This is a genomic window from Arcicella sp. GW822-FHT02H01 (assembly GCF_058802005.1).
The window spans coordinates 2,098,644-2,124,605 of the sequence record NZ_JBXANT010000001.1 but is presented as its reverse complement, the minus strand read 5'-3'; the positions used below and the strand labels follow the sequence as shown (position 1 = coordinate 2,124,605).

Genomic DNA, 25,962 nt, shown 5'->3' with positions numbered 1-25,962 from the left:
CTTTATAAAATAATCAAAAGAGGTCGTAGCAAATGAATGCTAAGACCTCTTTTGATTAATAAATTTATCTACATTAACTAATATCACTAAGCTTAATAATTTTATCATCCAAAAACTTGAAAATAGACTTTCCTTTTAATTTCAATTCGTCGCCTTTCTTTAATCCATTAGGGAAATCCATTCCTAATATGGCATAATAACCTATCTGGACTTCTACTTCATCATCTTTGTCCTCAAATGATGCTATAGTTTGAGTTCTTGCAGAGAAGTAAGCTTTTGCCTGTTCAGCTTGTTCTTTAAATGCATTAATTCCTGACAAAGTCAAGTTGACTTCTCCATTAGAAATATTCTCAAACACAATATTATCGTCAAAGTCTAGCACCATTTTATCAATATCAAACTGATTGTATCCTTCTATGTAGTTATTAATTATGTTTTCTTTGTTACTCATACGATTATCTATTGATGAATTGATTGGATTCGACAGATAAGGAATTTATGCTATTTTAGATAGCCAATACTTCCTTTATTTTTTCAATTTTAGTAACTAATTCCGTAGCGTAATCAATGTTTGTAATTCCTTTACCTTCCACAAAGCTCTTATAGAAACTTGGTAAAGAAAACGTCTCAATCACTTTACCACCACTATGAGGCATTCTATTTTTGGCTATTTCCATTACGCTTGCTCCCCCTCTTGCTCCTGGAGAAGTTGATAATAAAAACATAGGTTTATTCCCAAACACAGGACGCTCAGGAATCATAGAAAGCCAATCGAATACATTCTTGAAAGCGGTAGTATATGCACCATTATTTTCTGCCAATGAAATCAGTAAAAAATCACTTGAGTCTATTTTTTGAGCGAAATCTAATGTCAATTGAGGAATCCCATCTTTTGCTAACCTATCCACACTAAACAAAGGCATTTTATAATCATTGAGGTCTAGAATCTCAATGATATGTCCTTTAAAATAGGACGCAACGTGGGTTACTAGTTTTTTATTGATAGAAGTAGAGCTATTACTTCCTGCAAATGCAATTATTTTCATGTTAGATAATTTGTTCTTTACAATGGTAAAATCAGTTAGCGAATATTATTTACATTTATCATAATCTGCTACGATATTTTTCATATTCAAATTATTAAAATAGACTTCGCTGTACTTTTCCTTGATTGATGGACAATCGCTAAAATATTCAAAAAGTCTCTTTTTTACGTTAATAAAAGTTGTTTGTACTCCTTCTGTATCGCCTGTTTTAGCCAACCAAAAATAAACTTCTGGGGCTACATTTTGACGTTCTGGGTTAGAGCTTTTCTGTGAAACAGGCGAATCTTCAACAAATAATTGTTCGTATAATGCAACTTTAGGGCCTTTATAGGTACGCTCTAAAAGAGTAAAGTAGGTAAACGTCAGTAGTCTAAATTTACGAACAACGAATTCTTTGGAATCATCATTGCTCGTTATCTTCTGAATATTAGAGGCATAAAGTTGTTTAACCAATTCTTTACCATTAAAAAGCTTGATAGGAACTCCTACATCTTTTCCACCTAGCGTAGAGACTGCTCCGCTGTTGGTTATATTGAAATAAGGTTCTGGCTTTACAATTTTGATGGTTCCTTTAAAAGGTTCTTTAAAAAACTTATCACCTTCATAAGGAATGGCATTGCCTTCAACAGTAATAAATTGGTGTTTTTCCAAGATTGCGTCAAGTGGTATCTCTTGAGTTAGTAAAGGCTCTGTTTCTTTTTTAGGGAATATTTCATTAATAAGTACTTCCTCTATTCTATCTGAATACCTAAATTTTACGCCATTAAATTTTAACTCAACATCTACTTTTTTATATTTTTCTAAATAATCTCTTGCCATTTTTTCATCATGGTTTAGCGTATAGTAAACACACAAATTGTGCAAAGCAGCTCTTTTTATATCATTTTGGTCTGTATCATCTTTTTCATTGACAAAGTCCCCCCAATATTTAATGTCATCTTTAGTGATTTCCTTTAACCAAGCATTAGTTCCTTGTTTTCTAAGCGTTTTGTTAGTTTCTTCGATAATTACGTTGAAGTCTTTTAAATCTGGCCAATTTTTAGCTTTGCTAAACTGAGCCAATGTAACACGAACATATTTTTCATGACCTTCTACGCCTGCTTTGTACATTGTCGCTAAAAAGTCTTCGAGCGCACTTTCAAGGTTTGCTTTAAATTTTACTTTATAAGCAGAATCATCCGTTAGTTTTTTGGAAGCTTTGGGTTCTAGATAACTCCAATTCTTTTGAAATGTTCCCTGTACGTTCATAAACTTGTCGTAGAGGGTAATATAGAATCCAGTATATGCACCAAGTTTCATATCACTATACGCTTGTAGTAATACGACCACGTGTAAATCACCCCCATCAGTTACTTGTTTTAATGGATTGAATGAGACAGACGACAAAAGCGTTGAGAAGTCACTGTCGGGGAAATTTTTTATTTCTATCGGAGCATTTAAGGCAGTGTATTTAATGAGCCTTACATCAAAAGTCTTAAAATCTTTTAATTTGGGTTTTAAAGGGGCTGTTTGGGAAAGAGCATCAACTGTATATTCTTCAAATACTTGTGCAAAAATGGTAGAGCGAAGATTGAAAAATAATGCGATGGTGAAAAATAAGAGTAGTAATTTTTTGTTCATAGTGATTTATTATTAAGATTAAAATATAGGAATTTGATTGGTTGAAGACTTTGAAGGATGAAATATAGAAATCTTAGGGTATAGTATTAAGTAAATTTACTATTCTGAGTTAACGTAGAGATTCATCATTTGATTTTATTAGCTTTTCCCAAGTTGTAAAAGCAGGTAAATATTGTTCAAAAAGCTTACGGTTTTTATCATCTACCTTATCAAACAGCTGTTTTATATTTAAAGGAAACTTTAAATTCTCAGATTCTTTAAAACCATCCTCTAAAATTACCTCATAGTAAAATTCTGTTTTTGAGTTAGCTTTGCTTTCAATATCAGATTTGTGTTTGAGTGTAATAGATTTTATCTCTCCATAAAATCCAGTAAGAGTAATTGGATTACTTCGTCCTCCTGAATAAATCATTAAAATCTTTGCATCAAGTATTCCTATAGGAAAATCTTTAACAACATTATTATTTTCAATTGCATGAAAGTAAAATGTATTATTCATTTTTAGTGAATCTATTTCTTTTGCACGATAAAAACCAAGTACTACTTTAATCTCCTTATTTGTTTTTTCATTTTCTAGAAAATTAACTAACTGTCTGTTATCAATAAAGCCAGCGATTTTCTTTTTATAAAATTCAGCAGTTGATTGGTTTTCAATCTCAAGTTTTCGTCTTTCACTAATACTTAAGAATTGTTGTTCTTGGTCTATTCCTAAAAATCGTCTATTGGCTAAATTGGCGGCAATTCCTGTTGTACTACTTCCTGTAAAAGGATCAAGTATCCAAGCATTTGGTTTTGTTGAAGCTAGAATTAATCGAGTTAGTACTGAGAGAGGTTTTTGTGTTGGATGTTTTCCACAAGATTTTTCCCAAGGTGCAATAGCTGGAAGTTTCCAAACATCTTTCATCTGTTTATCATTATTCAATTGCTTCATTAATTCATAATTGAAGTAATGAGGGACTTTTTCATTTTTCCTTGCCCAAATGATTTGTTCAGTTGAATAGGTAAAGTAGCGACATGAAAAATTAGGAGGAGGATTAGTTTTCTCCCATGTAATCACATTTAGAATTTTAAAACCAAGTTCTGTAAGTATTTGACCAACTGAAAATATATTATGCATTGTGCCACTAATCCATATTGTAGCATCTTCTTTCATTTTATCTCGAACCAATGATAACCATTTACGATTAAAGTCATTTACATAATCAAAACCTTCTGATTTATCCCATCTTCCTTTATTGACACTTACAATTTTTCCACTTTGAATAGATAGTCCATCATTAGAAAGAAAATAAGGAGGGTCAGCGAAAACCATATCAAACTTATGGTCAAATTCAGGTAAAAGCTTCATACTATCACCATGAAGAAGATAGAAGTTTTTGTCTGAGGATTTGAAATAAGAGTTAAGCATTAGATCCTTCTATTATGTGTCGCAATGGAAACAATTTTGTAAATATCTTTATGTTCTTCAAGTGCTTTGAGAAGACGTCTAAACATAAAAGCAGTTGATAAATTAGTCTTTTCTTGTATCATTAATAATTTAGCAATCAGATACAAAAATTTAATACTGTATTCTCCTTTATTTGCTAGCTGAGGATATTTAGAAGCTTCACTATTTGCTTCACTCTTCAGAGCTTCAACATTTAAAAGAATACTTCTATCCTTATCACTTGTTAATGGTTTTATTTGATTATCCCATAAGTCGATTAAAAATGATAGAAATTTTCTTGTCTCTTCATCATTATGATGCATTTTTATAATTGCATCTACTGCCCAATGAATATGTTTCGGGGTTCTTATTCTTGACCAACCAGATTTGCTTTTATTATCTTTTTGTCTGTATCGTAATAACAAATCAAAATTAGATAGTGAGCCTTGATAAATACCAAGTATGTATGAGTCGTTAACTTGAATAACAGATAAAGGTTCCTTCCCTTTTTGTTTCATATGTGGTAATACGGGCATAGATTTATTTTAAAATTTCAGTTAGAATATCATCTTTTAACATTTCCAAATTCAATAAATAATCAGCTTTATCAAAATATTCCCTTAAAGGTTTTAATGTAGATTTCCATCCAGCACCATCAGTTATCCAAATAAACTCAATTCCCTGTTTATTCCAGTAACGATTCATTTCAATATATTCTGTGGCAGTTGACTTTAGCTTTGAACCACCACCGCCATAAAAGTTACATTCAATAAAAAATAGTTTTCCGTTTTTATTAATAGCAAAATCTAATTGTCGAGAAGACTTATCAACTATTACATCTAATCCCCAATGTAGTTTTATTTTTTTTGAAGTCGCTTGTGCTAAATATTGTAAACCAAGATTTTGACAACTGTCAGCAACAAATTCTTCAACTAAGGTTTCCATTAATGTACCGCCTCGATTTTTTCTGCCGTTACTGTCTAATCCAACCTCTACACCTGTAGCATAATCAACTAAATTTTTCACTTTTTTATCTTTTAGTATTTCCCCAATACCAGAATTAACGACAAAATAAGCTAATTCTTCACATTCTTCATCGGTGAGCTTCTTTCGGGTAAAAGAATAGTTTACGTATAAAAACTTCTTGGAATCAGTAAGAATATCTACAGATTTTTCTCGAACAGCAATAAGAGTTGGGAATGCTTTTACTACTTCTGGATATTGTTTTATTAAATCAAATGCTTCTTTTTGGATATCTTCTTTTCCAATAAGAAAGTTTAATAAATTTAGTTCTTTTTCAATAGGTTTAATATTACTAAATACCTTAGACCAATTAACGAAATAATCCCATTTTGTAATTTTTTCTTTGAACGAGTGTTTTATTTTATCAAAAAGCTCATCTTCATTTTTAAGATTAAGTAGGTTGCAAAGCTTGTTCATATTTATAATTTGTAATTAATAGTTCGTTTAACTGCCCTCTTTTTTCAGGGTTAGCATTGATAATTCTTCTTGCCTTTACTCTAGTAATAAAGAAATCAGCATAAATATCATCAAAGAAATTGTCATTAATATCTTTCCCTTTTACATCTGAGTTGCTAAGTATCCAATTATGTCCTAAACAACTTAATTTAGCACAAAAATCCCTTAATCTAATTTGTTCCTCATCATTAAATACATCTTTAGAATAAGAATTAAAACTTGAGGTTTCATTAAGAGGTTTGTAGGGTGGATCAAAGTAAAAAAAAGATTTGGGATTTGCTTTTTCTAAAGTTAATTCATAATCTCCTGATAAAATTTCCACTCTTTGTAACGCATTACTAATAGCTAAAATATTCTTATTATCACATATAGTAGGTTTATTGTAGCTACCCATCGGTACATTATATCCATTGTTTTTATTTACTCTGTATAAGCCATTGAAACAAGTTCTATTCAAAAAGATAAATAAAGCGGCTTGAACACTTTTGTTTTCTTTTCTAGTATTATACATTTCTCTTTTTTGATAATAATAGAACTTTTTTTCTTCGAGCTTACTTTCTAATTCATGAAATTCATTTTGAAGAATTTCTAATATTGAAATAAGTTCATAAGGTTTTGAAGCAATGGTTTTGTATGTATTTATTAAATCTTCATTAATGTCGTTAATTACTGCATGTTTTAGATTGGGATAGTTGTTAAGCATCCAAAATAAAACGGCACCACTTCCTACAAACGGTTCAATATATGTGAATTTTGACTTGTTGACTTCTACTGGAAGTGATTTCTGAATCTCACTAATTAATTGAGTCTTACCACCAGCCCATTTTAAAAATGGTTTTGCAATTATATCTTTTTTAATATCCATTAAGCTTTGTTTCTAATGTCACTTTTTATCAAAAGTAAAAAAACATTCTCACCATACCCACCGCATTATTCATTTTTTATTAAATGGAGAATTTTATCTGCTTGCAAAAATGTAGATAACTAGTAAATAAGAGTATTATTATTATCTCAGTCAGTAAAATATTGGTTTTGGAAAGTTTCACTAATTAATGTTTCATCTGGGTATATAATGTGTTATACCATGTTATTAGAGATTGCTAAGTTAGAATAGTTGAGTTTTTTAATATAGTAAATATCTTTTCCATATTTTATCATACGGTCATATATCAATAAAAAACCATCTAAAAATAGATGGCTAAGAGTAACAAAATATTAATAAATAGCACTATTCCCCCCAAATCTCCCAAGCTTTTTCCGCTTGTCCATGAAGCATTTCTAAACCAAAATGCACGCCTTTGGCGCCATGCGCTAATCCTTTTTTTAAGAAAGTAGTTTCTAATGGATTATAGACAATATCGTATAACAAATGTTTGTCAGTTAATAACTCATAAGGGATAGCTGGAAAATTTTCTACTTTTGGAAACATACCCAAAGGTGTAGTATTGACGATAAAAAGATGCTCGTTCATTACTTCTTCTGTCAATTCCTCATACGTAATAGTATCTTCTTCCTTCGTTCTTGATACATATTGGGTGGTTAAGCCTAAATCTTCCAAGGCTTGGATAATGGCTTTGGCTGCACCACCTTTGCCCAGTACCAATGCTTTTTGTGGTTTGATGGCTTGAAAATCTTCCCATTTTTCTAGCGTCCAACGGAAACCCCAATAATCTGTATTATACCCCTTAGTTGTGCCGTCGGGTAAAATTTTGATGGTATTTACTGCCCCAATTTTCAAGGCAGCTTCGTCAATAGCATCCAAAAAAGGTATTACGTTTTGTTTATGCGGAATCGTTACGTTCAAGCCTTTTAATGCTGGACGATGACTTTGTAACAAAGCAGGCAAATCTTGAATATTTTCTAATTCAAATTTCTCGTAAGTATGGGTTTCGGAAATCCCTAATTGTTGGAATTTTTCAGTAAAGTATCCTTTAGAAAAAGAGTGTCCCAGTGGATAACCTATAAGTCCGTAAAGATTCATGTTGATTGTTTTGGCTTTAAGCAATAAGCCGTAGGCTATAAGCTTTGTTAAAAATTGTTGTTTTAAAGTAATACGTCAAAATTAAATGGCGAAGTGAAAAATGTTAATTTTGAATGTATTACAATCACTAAATCACTCATTCATTCAATCACTCAATGACTCACATCCCCTTACTCTCCATATAAGACTGTAAAATAATGGTAGCAGAAATTTTATCAATGTTCCCTTTTTCGCGACGGTCTTTTTTTGAATAGCCACTTGCAATCATGGCACTCATGGCCATTGACGACGTAAAACGCTCGTCGTGCAAATGAATGGGCATTTCGGGGAATGCTTTTTTCAACGTAGTAATAAAACCTTTTACTTGTGAGGTATTATTAGTGGCTTGTCCGTCAAGATTCACAGGCATCCCTACTACAAAAGCTTCTACGCTTTCTTTTTCCATATATACTTTTAGGAAGTTCAAAACATCTTTGCTATGGACAGTATCTAAAGCAGAGGCAATAATTTTTAAAGGGTCTGTTACAGCCAAACCTACTCTTTTAGTACCATAATCTATGGCTAATATTCTTCCCATGGTGTTGCTTAACCTCACCCCCAACCCGACTACGCGTCCCGCTCTATTCAGAGAGGGGTTGGGGGTGAGGTTTCATTGTTTTATAATCTCACAAAGTTACATCATTTTATTGGGCAAATATTTTCTTGACGAATTCTACGTTATTAAAACTCCTAATCCTATTCGAAAAATATAAGACATTATATACTTTTTGGAAATTTATTGGTATTTTGTTGTTAAAATAATATTCAGTTTGAAGATGAAGGAAAATAAGCCCGTGAATAATCAGCCGATGATTATCAGATTGCCCATCATAATTGCTTTTACTTTGGTAGCAGGAATGCTTATTGGTGCCAACTTTTTTAGTGGTCAGTCACGCATGAATAATGTCGCTAAGGGAGTAGCGAAATATCGTGAGGTGCTTTCGTTAGTTGAAAATAATTATGTAGATTCTGTCAGTACAGACTCTTTGGTGGAGTTCTCTATCAAAAAAATGTTAGAGAAACTAGATCCGCATACCTCTTATTTTTCTACGGAAGATGTAGCCGCTGCTCGTTCTCAGTTAGAATCTGGCTTTGATGGTATCGGTATAGAATTCAATGTTTTTAATGATACGGTTTATGTAGTGAATGCCATGGTTGGTGGCCCATCGGATGCTGTGGGTATAAAAAGTGGTGACCGCTTGATTAAAGCAGATGGCGTTTCATTAATCGGACAGAAAGTAAATTCAAGCCTAATATTCAGTAAGCTAAGAGGCCCACGTGGGAGTGAGGTTGAACTTGAAATCGTTAGAAGCGGAGAAAGTAAAATCAGACAATTTACCGTTACACGCGATAGGATTCCTTCGTATTCTATCAATGCTGGTTTTATGATGGATAACCAGACTGGATATATTAAAGTAGATCGTTTCTCAGAATCAACGTATGATGAATTCCATCAAGTATTATCTTCTTTGAAATCACAAGGTTTAAAACGTTTGGTGCTTGATTTACGTGGAAATCCTGGAGGATATAAAGACCGTGCAGAGAAAATGGTTGATGAACTTTTATCAGACGAACGCCTGATTGTATATACCAAAGGCAAAGGCTCTAAGTTTGATTCACAGACATTCACTCGTCAAGAAGGTATTTTTGAAAAAGGTGCCGTAATTGTATTGGTTGATGAAAACAGTGCTTCTGCGGCTGAAATTGTAGCAGGTGCATTACAAGATAACGACCGTGCCTTGATTGTAGGCAGACGCTCGTTTGGAAAAGGATTAGTACAAATGCCAATTACCCTGCACGATGGTTCTGAATTACGATTGACTATCTCGCGATATTATACACCAAGTGGTAGAAGTATCCAGAAACCATATTCGTTAGGGAAGGAAGAAGACTATGAAAAGGACTATGAAACACGCATGAAAAGCGGAGAATTCTTTAGTTCAGATAGTATTAAATTCAATGAAAAATTGAAGTATAAAACTGTTGCTGGTCGCACGGTGTATGGCGGTGGAGGTATTACGCCTGATGTGTTTGTGGCTCGAGATACTAGTTATTATTCTAAATACTTAACGGAATTGTTCAGTAAGAATATCATCCGAGAATATGCGTTGAATTATGCAAACAAGAATTTAAAAACACTGGAAAAGCTAAACTTCAAAGAGTTTAACAAGCAGTTTGTTGTAACAGATGCCATGATGGCTGATTTACAAAGATTGGCAACCCAAGCAAAAGTTAAACAATCAGCTAAAGATTATGACCGTTCGAACAATTATATCAAAGGACAAATAAAGGCTTTGGTCGCTAGAAGCGTTTGGCAAAGAAAAGCTGGTAAAAACTTGAATAATGAATATTATCAAGTGATGACATCTTTTGATGAAACCATTCAGAAGGCCCTACAGAATTTTGACAAAGCCGATAAATTGGCACATGGTGAAATAGTTGAAACGTTGACACATTCGGGTAAACAATAAACAAAATGACTTATTTATAAACGGTGATCGCTCTAGCTTTCTTCTCATAGAGAAAAAGCTAGAGCGATCACCGTTTATGATTGTATTTAAAACCCAATCACCTCTTCAATAGGTAAATGGTCACCCACAAACTTAGCATAGTGAGCATTATTAATAATTCCTTTTTCGTCGATTAAAAAATCAGCTTCCAAACGACTCATCTTTCCATCATTTTTGTATTTGCCTTTATACAGTTTTTCCCCTGCTTTTACTTTTGCAAAGGCACCTTTAAACAAGATGCCATTCATTACTTTTCCTAAAGAAGTTTGTAGTCCGAAAGTATCGTAAAGAATTCCATCAGGGTCTGGTAATAAAACGAATGGTATTTCGTCAACAGTTGCAAATTGAAGCAGATTTTCTTTAGATGATTCGTAAACTACTACCAAAATAATTCCTTTCTTTTGGAGTTGTTCATGCACCTTCATCAGTTGATGAACGTGTAAGTTACAGATTGGACAGCCAACAAAGCGTTCAAAAATTAAGGCTACTTTTTTACCTTTCAAAGTAGCTGAACTTACTTCATTGCCTTTAATATCAATAGTTGAAAAACTGGGAGCGATTTGATTTGTTTGTAATTTCATGGGCTTGTTGATATTTGTTGCTATAATAAAATAAGTACTAATTAATACTGAGCAACTAACTATTGTCAGCACCCATTTTTTAGCAAGAATATTCATGGTTGAATTTATTATTGTTTGATGTTACAATACTTTATTCCCATGCACTACCAAATATCACCAAGGCAAGAACATTTTTTTTATAATTATTTATTAGCCAATTTTCGGATAGTAGTCAAACATTTATTTTTTAGTGTACTTACGCTATGTTTATTTTTATATCCTGACATCATCATGATAGCCTCGATAGGTTGATTCAACCAGTAAAATTGATGTAGCACCTTTACACACCCTGCAGAAAGCACGTGCATAAGTTCCGTAATTTTCTCTACTAGTGAAGGTTCTTCATTATCAGCAAATGATTCATCCATAGCGTCGAATTCTTCCATATTTTCATGAGAAGCCTCTTTTTTATCTCGTAGTTTTTTCAACCAAAGATTTTTAGAAATAGCAAACAGATAAGTTTTTAACGAAGCAGATAGCACAAAAGCTGGGTCACGTGATTTATGAATCAACGTGATTAACGATTCCTGAAAAATATCTTCAGCATCAGCTATCGTACCTGAATTTTGGAGAATGTATTTTTGAATCGTTGGGAAATAGAATTTATATAGCAACTGGAAAGCTGCATTTTCTTCTTTTCTAATTCTTGAAAGTATGTCTTGCTCTTGCACTTCGGAAACGGTATTTAAGTTATCAACAATAGCGTTTGTTTATTTATTCCAAAACATATAAAATATCACCTGTTTAATTGATAATTTATTGAAATAAGAGCAAGTTTTATATTTCGATAAGACTTATTATTGAAAGTTTTTTATTATTCTGGCGTTAGCATTTAGTGAAATTCCACTGTTTGAGCGAAGCGAGTTTGGAATTTCTTTTGTTACTTTTCTTGTTTCAAGACAAGAAAAGTAAGGACTAGTGAAGGGAAGTATTATTTTTGGTATAAGCAAAATATGATTTTTAAATATATTCTAAACTAAAAAGTCCCTGTAAATATCATTTACAGGGACTTTTTAGTTGGATATTATTCGTATTAATCAATTGAATATCCTTTGTCTTTCAAGATTCTATCCAACAGCTTCTTATCGCTATCAGTATTAAATACCGTAAATGGTAAATAAATAAACTGATACTGCCCCATGTCTAAAATGTAGGCATCCTTAGCTTTTCTAGCACCTTTAATCATGTCCCATTTAATGACACCTCCCTCGGTATCGCTCAATTTCATTAAAATCTGGCGACTGTCGATTTCATAACGATATTTACTAAAAAGCTGTTTGTATTGTTCTAATTGGGTAACACCAGTAAACTGAATTGCCCAAAATATTAAATATGCAATTGCTCCGATTAGTGTCAACACGTAAATCCAGTAGTTATGATAAACGCCTGTAAGGTTCAAAATAACATTGATAAAAATTAATGCTAAAGGCACAAATCCCCAATACCATTGATTTTTAATAAGTTGCATCATGTTTATTCCGATGAATTTATTTTTTTCAAGGGCAAACTTTTTTGTTTTGATTGCTAATGGATTTGATTGAATTGGTTGTTGTACTCGTCTTTGTTGCGACTGAGCGTATCCTTTTGCCATGTCTATAATAAAATTTGGTGATTCAGACGACAAAGGTACAAAAAATAAGGAAGTTTTGTTGAAATGAGCATTAACAGCAACAAATTAATGATTTAATAAAGAAAGTATATCGGTCTGATTGCCTAAATGCTAAGATGAAATTACGGGTAAATTACCTTTAATGATTTGTTTTAGGGGTTTTTGAATGTTAATTTTAATGCCTTAACGAAAATATATCCAAGAATTTTCTAGAATTATTAAATATGGAACTTATTGAGAGCCAAATACTGAGTCAGACCCAAGTGCTTCAGAAAATTAGAAGAATTGCTTTTGAAATTTATGAAAATAATTTTGAAGAGTCGGATATTGTTATTGCTGGTATCAGAGGGCAGGGGCATGCCTTAGCCAAGTTATTAGCCAATACACTTCAAGAAATTTCACCTATTCAAGCCAGTGCCGTATTAATAGACGTAGATAAAGATGTTACTTACGAAAGTCCAGTAGAGTTTGATTGTGACGAAAGATTTTTAGAACACAAAACCATTGTCGTGGTAGACGACGTGCTGAATAGCGGAAGAACACTTGCTTATTCATTATCTCCGTTTTTAAGTATCCCTGTAAAACGCATCCAAGTAGCTGTAATGGTAGACAGAAACTATCGTCGTTTCCCAATTTTGGCAGACTACGTAGGATACGAGCTTTCAACTACCCTCAGCGAATATGTTTCGGTAGTATTAGACGACGAAGCTCGAATGGGAGTGTACCTAAAATAGCCTTATAAACTATTGATAATATTCATAAGCCAATCTGCATTGAAAAATAATGCTAGAATTGGGAATACCAACAATATTGCAAATACGGCTTGTTCTAGGCTAAGTTTGAATGTTACTCCTTCTTCGCTTTCTTTAAAAAACATCAGGAATGGTATTTTCAAATAGAAAGATAAAGAAATAACCGTATTCAATAAGCCAAATATAAAAAGGAGTAATAATAATTGCTTACCAGAAGCTTGGTAGGCTTCCCAAAGAGCAGAAAAGATATTCAGTTTTGCAATAAATCCGCCAGTAGGAGGTAAGCCCGCCAAGGAAATCATTACGATTAATATTAATATTCCAAACAAAGGATTTAATCTACCCAAGCCTTTAAAGTTTTCTACCATAAATTTAGAAGCATTGTCTAGCTTTTGTCCTTGGGTGTTATTTGCAGCGTAGTCAATTAATAGAAAAGCGGAGAAATTAGTAAATAAGCTAACTATCAAATAAAATACGATGCTTTTTATGCCTAATTCAGAAATCATCACCAGACCAATCAGCATAAAACCTGTATGAGCTATTGTTGAATAAGCCAATAACCTTTTGGCATCTTTTTGCCATAAAGCCGAGAAATTGCCAAAAGTAATACTAGCCAAGGCTACGATAGCAGTGATGATTGTTAGGTCGGTAGGTATGATAGAATAAAAGCGAATAATTACTAAAAATGAGGCTATCTTGGGCGCTACAGCAAAAAAAGCCACGATAGGTGTTGGGGCAGATTGGTACACATCAGGCGTCCAGATATGAAAAGGCGTTGCGGATATTTTAAATAAAAATCCAGAGAGTGTCAGTACTATAGCAATCGTTGAAGCTACATTATCTGTTTGGGCAATGCCTCTTGAAAAATCAGGTGAAGCAATACTAAGCGTGCCTGTCATGCCATATAATAATGACATTCCATACAGCATAATTGCGGAAGAAGCTGCCCCAAAAATGATGTATTTTAAACCACCTTCAGATGCCTTTTTTGTCTTATTAAAAGTAGTCAGCACATAAGATGAGATAGAAACGATTTCGATAGAAAGGTAAATCATTAATAGATTGACTGACATTGCCATTAAATTTAATCCTACCAGAATACTAATCACCAAAGGATAAAATTCGCCATCATATTTTCTTTTTGAAACATAGATGTGTGCCAATAAAATGATTACTGAAAACGTTGTAATTATTTTAAAGAAAATGGCTTTGCTATCTAAAATAAGCATTTCACCAAACAGAAAAGTATCGTTGGTAGTTGAAAACTGCGAAATGATTTGATTCAAAGCGATTAAAACAGAAATCAAGGAAATACCCCATAGCGTATTTTGATAACTTTGGGCAATTGAGTTTTCTAAGGAATCAGATTGTTGGAAGATGTATTTATAAAGAATTAATTCAACGATGATAAGGAGTAAAAATACTGCCCCCAAGAACACTTCCGGAGAAATGACGCTCAGGCTTTCAAGAATGTGAGCTAGTAAATCGGATAAGATTATTTTTTTGGTCATTATTTTTCTTCACAAACGTGTTTTATTCTACTTTTGTTGCTATTTTTGAGTTTAACTATAATTAGGTAAAATTTATGAATAAAACCAAATTTTACTGGTTGATTCAAATTCTATGTTGGTCGATTATTACGCTTCTTTCTATTCAACATATTGAATTTAATGATTTCAGTCAATCCACTAAAACTATTTATTTACTACTTTATTTTTTTTCAGGCTTCGTTTCATGTCATATTTATAAAACCATCATTAGTCGTTTCAGCCCTGATGATATTACCCATCTTCAATATGCCCTTTTCCCAATAGTTGGGGGTCTTTCAATAGGCTCTATTTATACTATTATAGACTATCAATTATATCATTATTCAGATACTTCTTTCTTTAATTTTGCTACCATTTTTGTTGAAAATGTATGGAAGGTATTTCCTTGGTTTATGTTTTTTCATTTGCACCGTTTCTTGAGTATTTATCAAGATAGAAGGCAACGAGAAGCACATACTGAAAACCTACTTAAAATTTCTCAACTAGAAAGTTTAAAAAAACAGTTGAATCCTCATTTTTTATTCAATGCCCTCAATAGTATAAAGGCACTAACGTTGATTGATAGTATTCAGGCCCGAGAATCAATCATTCAATTGTCAGATTTATTAAGACTATCTTTAAACCTTGGCGAACAACAAAAAGCAACGCTTAGTGAAGAACTTCGTTTAGCTGAGAATTATCTTTCTCTTGAAAAACTTCGTTTCGATACCCGCTTAAAGTACAATTTTCAAATTCAGGAAGATATAGGTAATATCTTAATTATGCCAATGACCTTGAATACTTTGTTAGAGAATGCCGTTAAACATGGCATTGGTCAGTTGAAATTTGGTGGATATATTACCATTACAGCCAGAACAGAAAAAGGTTTTATCATTTTATGTGTTGAAAATTCGGGGGTATTTGTACCTAAACCTAAAAACAATGAAGGTGGAATAGGGCTTGAAAACCTCAAAAAACGCTTAGAATTACAATATGGCGAGAATGCTTACCTAAAAATTGATAATACCCAAGGAAAAGTATTCGCCACTATTAGAATGCCTTATTGAACGTTAAAATAGTTTCAACAGCTCGGCAACAGTTACATTGGTTAAGTTAAAGATTAAATGAGGGAAAATACCAAATACCAATGCTAATATCGCTAAAGGATAAAGCATCATTTTTTCTCTAAAATTTAAATCTTCTAATGCTCCTTCAAATTGTCTGACCCAGTATTTTCCAAAAAATATTCGTTGTAAAGTCCAAAGGAAATAGCCCGCACCCAGTACCAACCCAAAGGCAGCCAAAGCAGTTAGCCATCGTGGAATAAGCGGACTGTTAAAGCCACCCATCAGGGTAAACACTTCGCCAATAAAGCCTGAAAAAGCTGGTAAACCTAATGAGGCAAAAAAGGCTATGGCGGTCATAGCAGTGTATAAAGGCATTTTGCCAGCCAGCCCTTGATAGCTATCAATACGGCGGTCGTGTGTGCGATTATATAAAACGCCCACTAATAAGAATAACATCGCCGAAAGTACACCATGCGAAAACATTTGGTAAATCGCTCCGTTAATACCTTCGCTTGTCAATGAGCCTACGCCTAGTAGCACAAAACCCATGTGTGAAACTGACGAATAAGCAATCATCTTCTTCAAATCATTCATTGCCAAAGCATTGAAAGCTCCGTAAATGATTGATAAAACGCCAAAGGCAACAATGACAAAGGCATAATCATGGGCAGCATCAGGAAAAATAGGATAGGCTATTCTGAGAAAACCATATCCCCCAATCTTTAAGAGGACTCCTGCCAATATCACGGATACAGGTGTTGGGGCTTCTACGTGGGCATCTGGCAACCAAGTATGAACAGGTACGGCTGGCAATTTAATACCAAAACCTATCATCAATAAAATAAAAGCTAAGGCACGAGCCGAAACACTAAAAATCTCGATACCAGAAAAAATATTTAACCACGAATTTGGAAGGAAGTTGCCAGCATCGGGCATAAAACGTAAATCGAAAGTATGTACAATTTGCTCAGAAGGGATTTTTAAATCTTTTAGCAAGGTTTGTACTTCTGTAATAATCTGTGGCGTAATATCCGATACATTGCTGATTAGTCCAATTCTCACGGCTGTTTCTACAGGGTCAACCACTGATAGATAGAGCGCAATCATGACAATTAAGATAAAAATAGAGCCGAATAGTGTATATAAGAAAAATTTGATAGAAGCATATTCTTTGCGTGGACCACCCCAAATACCTATTAAAAAATACATAGGCAAAAGCATAAACTCAAAAAAGAGGTAAAAAAGAAACATATCTAATGCTACAAAACAGCCAATGACTGAACCTGTTAGCAACAAGAAAAGCGAAAAATATCCTTTTTCTTTCTGTTTAATTTCAAAAGATGAAATAGCCCCTACAAACATCACGATGCCTGTCAATAAAACCATTGGCATACTGATACCATCTACACCCAAAAGATAATCGATAGAGCCAACTCCCAAGGTGCCTAGTGGAAGTGTTATCCAATCTAATTGTTCTAGGAATTGGTAGTCTGCAATATCATGATTAAAGTTTTGATATAAGTAAATACAAATTGCTAGTTCTACGGCAGTAATGCCTAGCGTAAACCATTTGAAATAGGCTTTGTATTGGTCTGGCGAAAAAGCCACTACCAACGACGCTACCAATGGTAAAAATATAAGTACTGATAAAATGGGCATAATTATATAAGAATAATTGTATTTGTTTTGAAAACAAACACAGGCACTATCAAGATCAAAAAACGATAAAAGTAATCAAAGCGATTAATCCTAAAAAGGATATGGCAACGTATAGTTGTACTTTACCAGCTTGTACTGAACGAGTAATTTTCCCGATTACTCCTGCTGAATAAGCTGTCGAGTTGGGAATGCCATCTATAATTTTAGCATCCCACCAAGCTACGATGCTGGCAATGATAATTTGTAGTTTGGCTACAGCATTCACTATAGTATCTATAATATGCAAGTCAAACCATTGTAATAATTCGGCTGATTTTAATACTGGGGCAACAAATATTTTTTGATAAATGCTATCAAGCGTAGGTATGGTATAAGCTAATGCTTTATTTCTAGATAAATATCCCAAGCCTATTCCTGCAAAAGCGAGTGCTGTGGATAAATAGGCAACCCAATGATTTTCGGTTGATTTTTCTATCATCTCAGGTTTCATAAATTCCCAAAACCAAGCACTTTCAGCATTCAATGGATTGAAAGTGAAAATGAAGCCGATAGATAAAATAGCCAATAGTCCAATTGGAAAAGTGATTTTCCACGAGCCCTCATAAATAGCGTAAAGGTCTGCCTTTTCATTCCTGAACTCACCGAAAAAGATAAGCCATACTTGGCGAGTCATATAAAAAGCAGATAGCAAAATTCCAATAAAAAAAACAAAGCTAATAATATATAAAGCCAAGTTTTGGTGCTGATTGGCATTAGCCACTACCTGTGCAAGGATAGCATCTTTAGATAAAAAACCAGAGAAGAAAGGAATGCCCGCCAATGCTAATGAACAAACGAGATAGCATACAAAGGTAAAAGGCATTCTCTTACGCAAGCCACCCATTAATCGCATATCCTGAGCATCGAAATCATGACCAGCATGATGGACCGCATGAATAATAGACCCTGCACTAAGGAATAGCCCAGCTTTAAAGAAAGCGTGTGTTAATAAATGAAATACGGAAGCATCAGAGCCTAAGCCAACCACCATTAAACCTACTTGCGAGATAGTAGAGTAAGCCAATGTTTTTTTGATATCAGTTTGAAAAATAGCATACACAGAACCCAAAAGCATGGTAAAACATCCAATAGATGATACGATAATGGTTTCTTCAAAACCAAATAATGGATGTATTCTCGCTAATAAGTAAACTCCTGCTACTACCATCGTTGCAGCATGGATAAGTGCCGAAACGGGCGTTGGCCCTTCCATCGCATCGGGAAGCCATGTGTGTAAGGGGAATTGTGCCGATTTACCGATACAACCACAGAAAAGTAATAAGCCTGCAACGGGTACTAAACTGGGTTCTGAAGCATTGGCAATAATATTGGGAAAATCTTGAAAATTGCTACTGCCAAATAAATAATAAATCAGAAAAATACCTAACAAAAAGCCTACGTCGCCCACACGGTTTACTAAAAATGCTTTTTTAGAGGCTTGTACAGCTTCGGGTTTTTGATACCAAAAGCCTATTAATAGGTACGAACTTAACCCTACTAATTCCCAGAAGGCATACATTATTAGTAAATTATCGGTCAATACGATGCCAAGCATAGAAAATACAAACAGGCTTAAAAAACCGACATACCTATATTGGTCGGGTTCTTCGTGCATATATTCCAGCGAGAAGATTTGTACTAATAAGGCTATGAAATTCACTAAAACCAACATCATTAGTGTTAGCGAGTCTGTCAGAAAGCCAAAAGAATATGTTTCTTTTCCGAGCAAAAACCAGTTGAACAGATAATGTGGATTAGCAACATGAAGGTTTTGACGAAGCAATAGGATTGAAAAGAGAAGATTCAAGCCTGTAAAACCAATTGTTAGCCAAGCTGCTAAGGTGTTGTTTTTTCTACCCAACAGAATTGGCATAATAAACCCTGCAAGTGGGGTTAATAAAATGAGCCAAATCAAAGTGGAAGGATTCATAAATATTAATTACGAAGGTTTTAAGCCTATACGTAGAGGTTTTCTTGGAAAATTTCAATTTTTGTGCAAATATACGGCTCAAATTGGATTTAGTCCTAATTGAATTTGCATAAAACCCACTAAGTTTGTGGGGTAATATAATAATATTTGATGTTTCTTTGCTATTAAAAGCATTTCCTTGCTTTATTTTAATATTATTTACTAACCAAATACTTATTATGATGGACAACGCTAAAACAGTAAACTATTCAAGAACTACCATCACAGAATTGATGATTCCATCTTATGCTAATTTTGGAGGCAAAATTCACGGGGGAATTTTATTATCATTGATGGATAAGGTTGCTTATGTATGTGCCGCCAAACATTCAGGAACTTATGTCGTGACTGTATCAGTAGATAATGTAGAATTTAAACAGCCTGTGGAAGTAGGTGAGTTGGTTTCGCTTCATGCCTCTGTCAACTATGTTGGAAATAGTTCTCTGATTGTGGGTATCAAAGTGGTTGCCGAAAATATCAAAACGGCTAGTGTAAAACATACCAATACCTCGTATTTTACAATGGTTGCCAAAGATGATAACGGAAAACTTACTGCTGTTCCTCCATTGATTTTGGAAAGTGATGAAGATATTCGCAGGTTTTTAGAAGCATTGAAACGCAAAGAAATCAAAAGCTCTTATAAAGAACTATTACACGATGCTAAAACTTGTATGGAGATAGACGAAAACTTACATTTATTAGATGCTGAGCGTTGTATTATAAAACGTGAAAAAGACATGCAGAGCGAGTGGGTATAATTTAATTATATAGTGTTTGGATTCATTTTGACGTCAAGATAAAATGGAGTATTTTTACAGAATTGATTTCAAATTTATCCTAATATAATTATTCCAATCTCCCTAATTGAACAATTAATGATGAAGGTTTTAAAAGTTATACTGATTGTTTTAGCAGTCTTAGCATCTGTTACCGTTTTTATTCGATTCTACTACAACAAACCTTTTAGTCCGTCAGCTACCGCTGAATACGAGAAGAATGGTTTAAGTATTACCGTAGATTATTGCCAACCTTCTAAAAAAGGTAGACTTATTTTTGGAACAACTCAAGAAAAAGCACTTGTCCCTTACGGAAAATGGTGGAGAACTGGGGCTAATGAAGCAACTGTTATAAAATTCTCAAGAGATGTAACCATTGGAGGCAAAGTACTCAAAGCTGGGAAATATACCCTCTTCACAATTCCTGAGAAAGGAGACTGGACAATTATTATCAATGCAGAAGTGGGACAATGGGGTTTATCTTATGATGACAGTAAAGATGTTTTAAGAGTACCCGCTACGTCTCTACAACAACCAGATTCTGTTGAAACATTTACGATAGATTTCAATGAAAAAGAAACAGGAGTAGATATGCTTTTACATTGGGATACTACCGTGGTAACAATTCCAATAAAATAATATTTATATATTTATAGAAATAAAAAAAGCAGAATCTCCCTGAAAGTTGTTCTGCTTTTTTTATTTTCTTTTTTTTAGAAAGACTATAATTAAAGGAAGTTTTTTGCTGATTGGCGCTTTTTTTTCAAAAAAAAATAAGATATTAATAAATATAAACAAGCTGTGATTAATTTTTGGTACGCTATTTGTCTGTATAGTCATTAATCAAGGTTATTTATTTAATAAGTGTCTTGATTCAATTGATTCGAATCTTTTTTAAAAAAATCAAGCAACAAAAACATTTATCGCTAAATAGATTTATAAAACTTTTTCCTCCATTTTTAAAATATTACATCATGAAATCTTATTATTACCTCATACTTTTAGTTGTAACGTCTACTTTGCTTAGTGGTTGCTTACCTAATGATAGCGGTTCAACAATTGATCCTGCTGCAGCAGCCATGGATAAACTAAATGTTCCATCAGGCTTTAATTTTACTACCTCAAAAGAAGTTACTTTTAAAATAGGTGCGTACGATAATACGAACAACCCAATTTCGGGCGTAATTATGTCTGTTTATAGTTATCCTGAAAATGTGCTTTTATTCAAAGGTATTACATTGAAAAATGGGGTATTCAGCTTAAATCAAAAAGTACCTACTTATGTTACTAAAATATCGGTAAAACCAGATTATATCGGTTTACCTTCTGAAACAATTGTTACATTGAGTGGAACTACCTCAGAAGTGAATTTTGGAGGAAATAATCCTACTGTTTCTGAAAGCGTTGAACAACCACTAAAATCAGCAAGAGTAGAAGGTACTACCGCACAAACATACCCTCTTATTACTTACTTAGGTTCTTGGAACAATGATGGTTTGCCTGCTTACCTTGAAAAAGACAGAGACCCAATCACTAGCCAATTTTTAGAATATGTGAATGCTAGTTTACCAGAAGCTAAATCAGTACCGACAGCTCACCCTGACTTTTTGAATAATAACAACCGTAACTTCTTATACATTACTGAAGCTGCTGATGTTTGGGTAACATTTGTACACGAAGGTGCTGGTTGGAAAAATACATTAGGATATTATACATTCAATCCGCTTAACCCTCCAAAAACTACTGCTGACATTTCAAAAATGACAGTTGTTTTCCCTAACGTTTCTTACAAAGGATCTGGTGGAGCATTAACATCAGGTGATAAAGTTAAAATTGGTCAGTTCCCAGCAGGTACAGGTATTGGTTTTGTTCTTTTAGCGGATGCTTATACATCAAATAGTAAAGTAGGAACGGGTAATTATGCTCACTTCTCGCATGATGTTCTTAATGTAGAAACGAAAGAAAGTCTTCGTCGTCACTTAATTGTATTGAACGAGCCAACTACTAAAAGAATGGTTCTTGCTTTTGAAGATATTCAAAGAGAAAGTTCTTCTTGTGACCAAGATTTCAATGATGCTATTTTCTTTGCGACTTCTAACCCAATCAAAGCAATTGATACTAACAATGTACCAATCGTAGATAGTCCAAAAGATACTGATGGCGATGGTGTAGGTGATAGCCGTGATGAGTACCCAACAGACCCTACAAGAGCAATCAACAACTATATTCCAGGAAGCAACACTTATAGTACATTGGCGTATGAAGATTTATGGCCATTACAAGGTGACTATGATATGAACGACTTAGTAATTAACTATCAATTCCAAGAAGTTTTAAATGCGCAGAACCAAGTAGTTGATTTGAAAGCTAAGTTTTATATCAAAGCAATTGGTGCAAGTTATATCAATGGTTGGGGCTTTCAATTACCAATTGATCCATCACTTGTTAAATCAGTATCAGGTCAGTCACTTACACAAGGTATGATTACTAATTCAAGCAATGGTACAGAAGCTGGACAAAAATATGCTACTATTATTGCTTTTGATAATGCATTCAAGCAAATGAAATCGTCGGGAGGATTTATTAATACATCAAAAGGGGCTACAGTAATTGCACCAAATGATACATTAAGATTAACAATTAACTTCACGAGCCCAATTAGCAAGACAGCGTTAGGAGTGGCACCATACAATCCATTCTTATTCTCAGCGAGTGATAGAGGGAAAGAGGTACACTTACCTAATATGGCTCCAACTTCAAAAGCTAATATGGCATTGTTTGGAACTGGTCAAGACCGTTCAGTACCTTCTTCTGGTATCTACTATAAGAATTCTAAATTGTTGCCTTGGGCTATTGATTTACCTAGCGACTTTAAATATCCTTTGGAAACAGTACCTATTATTGATGCTTATAACGAGTTCGGTATTTGGGCTGAGAGTGGAGGAACGCTTTACCCAGATTGGTATGTGATTAGTAAAGCATACTACGATCCAACAAAAGTATTTTAGTATTACCCAATAGGAAATTAACATATTAGTCACCCCAAATTTTCGGGAATATTAATACAAGAGACCTCCTTAGTAATTTAGAGAATAACCAAATCTCAAATTATCTAAGGAGGTCTCTTTTTTGTTTGACATACAGCTATCAAATAAAATCAATTGTTGATAAATTCATCTTTATCGAATTGGGATAATAATCATAAAATTTGTCTACACAAAACATATCAATATTCTTCTTCGCGCTAAGGAATGCGATGTATCATTAATAAATCCTCCTCCATTTGCATTATAACGTCATGTTTATTAACACAAGATAATACCCTGTTATTAGTGTGATAAATATGAAAAACAGACTCCATATATTCTTTAAAATACTCCATAAATACTGAAAAAGTGTTAAAAATCGGTTAATTTGATGATTGAATTAACATAAATTTATCCATGAAATGGAGTAAAAACCCCTTAAAAATGATGTATAGGTACTATATACTATATTTTATTGTGGTTTTTTAAATAATTTTTAGGATTATGCTTGGTTTTTTAAAAAAAAGCTATTAGTTTTAATTTATTAAAGTATTCAAATCCCCCGCTAACACTCTCCAAAAAACCTTCTTGGTATTAAACAAGTATTTATTACTTCAATTGAGTTGCTTATTTCATAAAAGCAATTTTTTGAAAATGATAAATCTATGCCCCTGTATTAAATAATATTCAGTGTAATTATCTAGTAATTTTTTTATTGCTAAGTGCATTAATATTTTTTTCCTCCATCTTAAATTTTAAAACCATGAAACATTGCTTTTATTTTCTAATCTTACTAGGAGCTTCTACTTTGCTTAGCGGTTGTTTTCCTGATGACAATGGTACAGTTGATCCTGCTACTTCAAGCATGGATAAACTAAAGATTCCCACGGATTTTAACTTTACTACCTCCAAGCAGGTCACCTTTAAAGTGGGTGCCTATGATAATGCGAATAATCCTATTGGAGGGGTAGTTATGTCTGTTTATAGCTATCCTGAAAATGCGCTTTTGTTTAAAGGAATTACCGCAAGTAATGGTACATTCAGCCTTAATCAGAAAGTGCCCTCTTATGTTACTAAGATATCAGTTAGGCCTGATTACGTCGGTTTGCGTGCAGAAACCATCATAACGCTTAGTGGTACTACGGCAGAAATAAACTTCGGTGGAAATAATCCTACTTCTTCCGAAAGCATTGAACAGCCACTGAAAGCAGCACGAATGGAGGCTACTAAAGCTCAGACATACCCTCTTATTACTACCTTAGGTACGTGGACCAATGATGGTATGCCTAACTATTTGGAAGGAACTAGGGATGTCATCTCAAGTTCGTTTTTAGCATACGTTAATGCTAGTTTACCAGAAGCTAAGCCTGTTCCAACAGCACATCCAGACTATTTGAATAGTAATAATCGCAATTACTTGTACATCACTGAAACTGCGGATGTGTGGATAACATTTGTACACGAGGGTGCTGACTGGAAAAATACATTGGCATTTTATACATTCAATCCTTTGAATCCTCCGAAAACTACTGCTGATATTTCTAAAATGACCATTGTTTTTCCTAACGTCTCTTATTCAAGTGGTTTACTTCCGCCATTACTCGGAACTCAAGTATTATCATCAGGAGATAAAGTTAAGATTGGTCAGTTCCCAGCAGGTACAGGGATTGGGTTTGTGCTGATAGCAGACGCTTTTGCATCTGCTAAAGTAGGAACAGGTAATTATGCTCACTTCACACACGATGCACTGAATGTAGAAGTGAATGCCAATCTTCGTCGTCATTTAATTATGCTGAACGAACCAGTTTCTAAAAGAGTTATACTTGGTTTTGAAGATACTCAAAGAGAAAGTCCTGCTTGTGATAATGACTTTAATGATGCCATTTTCTTTGCGACTTGTAATCCAGTCAGAGCTATTGATACGGGTAATATACCGATTGTTGATAGTGCAAAAGATACCGATGGCGATGGTGTAGGGGATAGTCGTGATGAATATCCAACAGACCCTACAAGAGCAATCAACAATTATATTCCTGGACGCAACAGTTATAGCACATTGGCTTATGAAGACTTATGGCCATTACAAGGTGATTATGATATGAACGACTTAGTAATAAACTACCAATTTCAAGAAGTATTAAATTCGCTCAATCAAGTAGTTGATTTGAAAGGTAAGTTTTATATTAAAGCAATTGGCGCAAGTTTCACGAATGGTTGGGGCTTCCAATTACCAATAACCCCGTCACTTGTCAGGTCAGTCTCCGGCGCTTCACTTACTCAAGGTGTCATTACCAATTCAAGCAATGGTACAGAAGCAGGGCAAACGTATGCAAATATTATAGCGTTTGATAATGCATTCCGGCAAATGAAATCATCAGGAGGTTTTATTAATACTACTAAAGGCTCTGCGGTAATTGCACCAAATGATACTTTAAGGATGACTATTAATTTTACAACCCCTATTCTAAAAACTCTTTTAGGTTTAGCACCATATAATCCTTACTTATTCTCATCAGGTGATAGAGGGAAAGAAGTCCATTTACCTAACTATGTACCTACTTCTAAAGCGAATACGGCATTGTTTGGAACTGGTCAAGACCGTTCAGCGCCTCTTTTAGGAGTGTATTACAAGAATGCTCAGCTATTACCTTGGGCTATAGATTTGTATAGTGACTTTAAGTATCCTTCAGAAACAATACCTATCATTGATGCCTACGATGAGTTTGGTACTTGGGCACAAAGTGGAGGATTGCTGTATCCCGATTGGTATGTACCTAGTAAAGGGTATTACGATCCAGCAAAAGTATATTAATTA

The 25,962-nt window shown here is 33.9% G+C and carries 22 protein-coding genes; 7 read left to right on the top strand and 15 right to left on the bottom strand.

All coding sequences use genetic code 11. The features are described from left to right. Nucleotides 1-73 precede the first annotated feature (73 nt). The 9 genes from AC1RNE_RS09065 to ruvX form a co-directional block, all read right to left on the bottom strand. The gene (locus tag AC1RNE_RS09065; protein ID WP_492800671.1) at nucleotides 74-451 is read right to left on the bottom strand and encodes a nuclear transport factor 2 family protein; all 378 of its coding nucleotides are present in this window, start codon (nucleotides 449-451) and stop codon (nucleotides 74-76) included. 55 nt (nucleotides 452-506) lie between these two features. Beyond that, on the bottom strand, nucleotides 507-1,046 hold the full coding sequence (locus AC1RNE_RS09060) for an NADPH-dependent FMN reductase (protein WP_492800670.1): 540 nt from the start codon (nucleotides 1,044-1,046) through the stop codon (nucleotides 507-509). Nucleotides 1,047-1,091: 45 nt separating this feature from the next. Continuing rightward, nucleotides 1,092-2,666, bottom strand: a complete 1,575-nt coding sequence (locus AC1RNE_RS09055) for a hypothetical protein (protein WP_492800669.1) — start codon at nucleotides 2,664-2,666, stop codon at nucleotides 1,092-1,094. A gap of 109 nt (nucleotides 2,667-2,775) precedes the next feature. Then, complete coding sequence (locus AC1RNE_RS09050) at nucleotides 2,776-4,074, bottom strand: DNA-methyltransferase (RefSeq protein WP_492800667.1); 1,299 nt, start codon at nucleotides 4,072-4,074, stop codon at nucleotides 2,776-2,778. Continuing rightward, a complete protein-coding gene (locus AC1RNE_RS09045) occupies nucleotides 4,074-4,628 on the bottom strand; it encodes a hypothetical protein (RefSeq protein WP_492800666.1) in 555 nt (184 codons plus the stop codon). Before AC1RNE_RS09045 ends, AC1RNE_RS09050 begins: the two co-directional genes overlap by 1 nt. Nucleotides 4,629-4,632: 4 nt before the next feature. Then, complete coding sequence (locus AC1RNE_RS09040) at nucleotides 4,633-5,532, bottom strand: type II restriction endonuclease (RefSeq protein WP_492800664.1); 900 nt, start codon at nucleotides 5,530-5,532, stop codon at nucleotides 4,633-4,635. Then, complete coding sequence (locus tag AC1RNE_RS09035) at nucleotides 5,507-6,436, bottom strand: DNA adenine methylase (protein WP_492800663.1); 930 nt, start codon at nucleotides 6,434-6,436, stop codon at nucleotides 5,507-5,509. Before AC1RNE_RS09035 ends, AC1RNE_RS09040 begins: the two co-directional genes overlap by 26 nt. A 363-nt stretch (nucleotides 6,437-6,799) precedes the next feature. After that, nucleotides 6,800-7,552 (bottom strand): shikimate dehydrogenase family protein, encoded by a 753-nt coding sequence (locus tag AC1RNE_RS09030; protein ID WP_492800661.1) that lies wholly within the window; start codon nucleotides 7,550-7,552, stop codon nucleotides 6,800-6,802. Nucleotides 7,553-7,712: 160 nt separating this feature from the next. After that, nucleotides 7,713-8,129, bottom strand: coding sequence for a Holliday junction resolvase RuvX (ruvX, locus tag AC1RNE_RS09025; RefSeq protein ID WP_309915932.1), 417 nt, complete (start codon nucleotides 8,127-8,129; stop codon nucleotides 7,713-7,715). 238 nt (nucleotides 8,130-8,367) lie between these two features. On the opposite strand from ruvX, the gene AC1RNE_RS09020 reads away from it, so the two are divergent. Continuing rightward, nucleotides 8,368-10,062 (top strand): S41 family peptidase, encoded by a 1,695-nt coding sequence (locus AC1RNE_RS09020; protein WP_492800660.1) that lies wholly within the window; start codon nucleotides 8,368-8,370, stop codon nucleotides 10,060-10,062. Nucleotides 10,063-10,148: 86 nt separating this feature from the next. Here the strand turns inward: AC1RNE_RS09020 and AC1RNE_RS09015 are convergent, their stop codons facing one another. The 3 genes from AC1RNE_RS09015 to AC1RNE_RS09005 form a co-directional block, all read right to left on the bottom strand. Then, the gene (locus tag AC1RNE_RS09015; protein ID WP_492800659.1) at nucleotides 10,149-10,682 is read right to left on the bottom strand and encodes a redoxin domain-containing protein; all 534 of its coding nucleotides are present in this window, start codon (nucleotides 10,680-10,682) and stop codon (nucleotides 10,149-10,151) included. Between the two features lie 182 nt (nucleotides 10,683-10,864). Beyond that, nucleotides 10,865-11,392, bottom strand: a complete 528-nt coding sequence (locus tag AC1RNE_RS09010) for an RNA polymerase sigma factor (RefSeq protein WP_492800658.1) — start codon at nucleotides 11,390-11,392, stop codon at nucleotides 10,865-10,867. Between the two features lie 362 nt (nucleotides 11,393-11,754). Next, nucleotides 11,755-12,312, bottom strand: coding sequence for a YcxB family protein (locus AC1RNE_RS09005; RefSeq protein WP_309913143.1), 558 nt, complete (start codon nucleotides 12,310-12,312; stop codon nucleotides 11,755-11,757). A 242-nt stretch (nucleotides 12,313-12,554) separates the two neighbouring features. On the opposite strand from AC1RNE_RS09005, the gene AC1RNE_RS09000 reads away from it, so the two are divergent. Then, complete coding sequence (locus AC1RNE_RS09000) at nucleotides 12,555-13,064, top strand: phosphoribosyltransferase family protein (RefSeq protein ID WP_492800657.1); 510 nt, start codon at nucleotides 12,555-12,557, stop codon at nucleotides 13,062-13,064. A gap of 2 nt (nucleotides 13,065-13,066) precedes the next feature. Here AC1RNE_RS09000 and AC1RNE_RS08995 read toward each other — a convergent pair whose 3' ends face one another. Next, nucleotides 13,067-14,593 (bottom strand): NADH-quinone oxidoreductase subunit N, encoded by a 1,527-nt coding sequence (locus tag AC1RNE_RS08995; protein WP_492800656.1) that lies wholly within the window; start codon nucleotides 14,591-14,593, stop codon nucleotides 13,067-13,069. A gap of 74 nt (nucleotides 14,594-14,667) precedes the next feature. Here AC1RNE_RS08995 and AC1RNE_RS08990 point away from each other — a divergent pair, with 74 nt between their 5' ends. After that, nucleotides 14,668-15,678, top strand: coding sequence for a sensor histidine kinase (locus AC1RNE_RS08990; protein ID WP_492800655.1), 1,011 nt, complete (start codon nucleotides 14,668-14,670; stop codon nucleotides 15,676-15,678). Between the two features lie 3 nt (nucleotides 15,679-15,681). Here AC1RNE_RS08990 and AC1RNE_RS08985 read toward each other — a convergent pair whose 3' ends face one another. Beyond that, nucleotides 15,682-17,337, bottom strand: a complete 1,656-nt coding sequence (locus AC1RNE_RS08985; RefSeq protein WP_492800654.1) for a complex I subunit 4 family protein — start codon at nucleotides 17,335-17,337, stop codon at nucleotides 15,682-15,684. A gap of 55 nt (nucleotides 17,338-17,392) precedes the next feature. Next, on the bottom strand, nucleotides 17,393-19,306 hold the full coding sequence (gene nuoL / locus AC1RNE_RS08980; protein ID WP_492800653.1) for an NADH-quinone oxidoreductase subunit L: 1,914 nt from the start codon (nucleotides 19,304-19,306) through the stop codon (nucleotides 17,393-17,395). A gap of 221 nt (nucleotides 19,307-19,527) precedes the next feature. On the opposite strand from nuoL, the gene AC1RNE_RS08975 reads away from it, so the two are divergent. From AC1RNE_RS08975 to AC1RNE_RS08960, 4 genes are all read left to right on the top strand, one after another. Continuing rightward, nucleotides 19,528-20,103 (top strand): acyl-CoA thioesterase, encoded by a 576-nt coding sequence (locus AC1RNE_RS08975; RefSeq protein ID WP_492803620.1) that lies wholly within the window; start codon nucleotides 19,528-19,530, stop codon nucleotides 20,101-20,103. Nucleotides 20,104-20,220: 117 nt separating this feature from the next. Further along, the gene (locus AC1RNE_RS08970; protein ID WP_492800652.1) at nucleotides 20,221-20,760 is read left to right on the top strand and encodes a DUF2911 domain-containing protein; all 540 of its coding nucleotides are present in this window, start codon (nucleotides 20,221-20,223) and stop codon (nucleotides 20,758-20,760) included. 335 nt (nucleotides 20,761-21,095) lie between these two features. Continuing rightward, nucleotides 21,096-23,129 carry an LruC domain-containing protein gene (locus AC1RNE_RS08965; protein WP_492800651.1) on the top strand — a complete coding sequence of 678 codons (2,034 nt, stop codon included), beginning with the start codon at nucleotides 21,096-21,098 and terminating at the stop codon, nucleotides 23,127-23,129. A gap of 781 nt (nucleotides 23,130-23,910) precedes the next feature. After that, nucleotides 23,911-25,959 (top strand): LruC domain-containing protein, encoded by a 2,049-nt coding sequence (locus AC1RNE_RS08960; protein ID WP_492800650.1) that lies wholly within the window; start codon nucleotides 23,911-23,913, stop codon nucleotides 25,957-25,959. Nucleotides 25,960-25,962 lie beyond the last annotated feature (3 nt).

Excerpts from the sequence above, each read along its gene's own strand:
- AC1RNE_RS09065 (WP_492800671.1), bottom strand. The coding sequence starts at position 451 with ATGAGTAACAAAGAAAACATAATTAATAACTACATAGAAGGATACAAT.
- AC1RNE_RS09060 (WP_492800670.1), bottom strand. The coding sequence starts at position 1,046 with ATGAAAATAATTGCATTTGCAGGAAGTAATAGCTCTACTTCTATCAAT.
- AC1RNE_RS09055 (WP_492800669.1), bottom strand. The coding sequence starts at position 2,666 with ATGAACAAAAAATTACTACTCTTATTTTTCACCATCGCATTATTTTTC.
- AC1RNE_RS09050 (WP_492800667.1), bottom strand. The coding sequence starts at position 4,074 with ATGCTTAACTCTTATTTCAAATCCTCAGACAAAAACTTCTATCTTCTT.
- AC1RNE_RS09045 (WP_492800666.1), bottom strand. The coding sequence starts at position 4,628 with ATGCCCGTATTACCACATATGAAACAAAAAGGGAAGGAACCTTTATCT.
- AC1RNE_RS09040 (WP_492800664.1), bottom strand. The coding sequence starts at position 5,532 with ATGAACAAGCTTTGCAACCTACTTAATCTTAAAAATGAAGATGAGCTT.
- AC1RNE_RS09035 (WP_492800663.1), bottom strand. The coding sequence starts at position 6,436 with ATGGATATTAAAAAAGATATAATTGCAAAACCATTTTTAAAATGGGCT.
- AC1RNE_RS09030 (WP_492800661.1), bottom strand. The coding sequence starts at position 7,552 with ATGAATCTTTACGGACTTATAGGTTATCCACTGGGACACTCTTTTTCT.
- ruvX (WP_309915932.1), bottom strand. The coding sequence starts at position 8,129 with ATGGGAAGAATATTAGCCATAGATTATGGTACTAAAAGAGTAGGTTTG.
- AC1RNE_RS09020 (WP_492800660.1), top strand. The coding sequence starts at position 8,368 with ATGAAGGAAAATAAGCCCGTGAATAATCAGCCGATGATTATCAGATTG.
- AC1RNE_RS09015 (WP_492800659.1), bottom strand. The coding sequence starts at position 10,682 with ATGAAATTACAAACAAATCAAATCGCTCCCAGTTTTTCAACTATTGAT.
- AC1RNE_RS09005 (WP_309913143.1), bottom strand. The coding sequence starts at position 12,312 with ATGGCAAAAGGATACGCTCAGTCGCAACAAAGACGAGTACAACAACCA.
- AC1RNE_RS09000 (WP_492800657.1), top strand. The coding sequence starts at position 12,555 with ATGGAACTTATTGAGAGCCAAATACTGAGTCAGACCCAAGTGCTTCAG.
- AC1RNE_RS08995 (WP_492800656.1), bottom strand. The coding sequence starts at position 14,593 with ATGACCAAAAAAATAATCTTATCCGATTTACTAGCTCACATTCTTGAA.
- AC1RNE_RS08990 (WP_492800655.1), top strand. The coding sequence starts at position 14,668 with ATGAATAAAACCAAATTTTACTGGTTGATTCAAATTCTATGTTGGTCG.
- AC1RNE_RS08985 (WP_492800654.1), bottom strand. The coding sequence starts at position 17,337 with ATGCCCATTTTATCAGTACTTATATTTTTACCATTGGTAGCGTCGTTG.
- nuoL (WP_492800653.1), bottom strand. The coding sequence starts at position 19,306 with ATGAATCCTTCCACTTTGATTTGGCTCATTTTATTAACCCCACTTGCA.
- AC1RNE_RS08975 (WP_492803620.1), top strand. The coding sequence starts at position 19,528 with ATGGACAACGCTAAAACAGTAAACTATTCAAGAACTACCATCACAGAA.
- AC1RNE_RS08970 (WP_492800652.1), top strand. The coding sequence starts at position 20,221 with ATGATGAAGGTTTTAAAAGTTATACTGATTGTTTTAGCAGTCTTAGCA.
- AC1RNE_RS08965 (WP_492800651.1), top strand. The coding sequence starts at position 21,096 with ATGAAATCTTATTATTACCTCATACTTTTAGTTGTAACGTCTACTTTG.
- AC1RNE_RS08960 (WP_492800650.1), top strand. The coding sequence starts at position 23,911 with ATGAAACATTGCTTTTATTTTCTAATCTTACTAGGAGCTTCTACTTTG.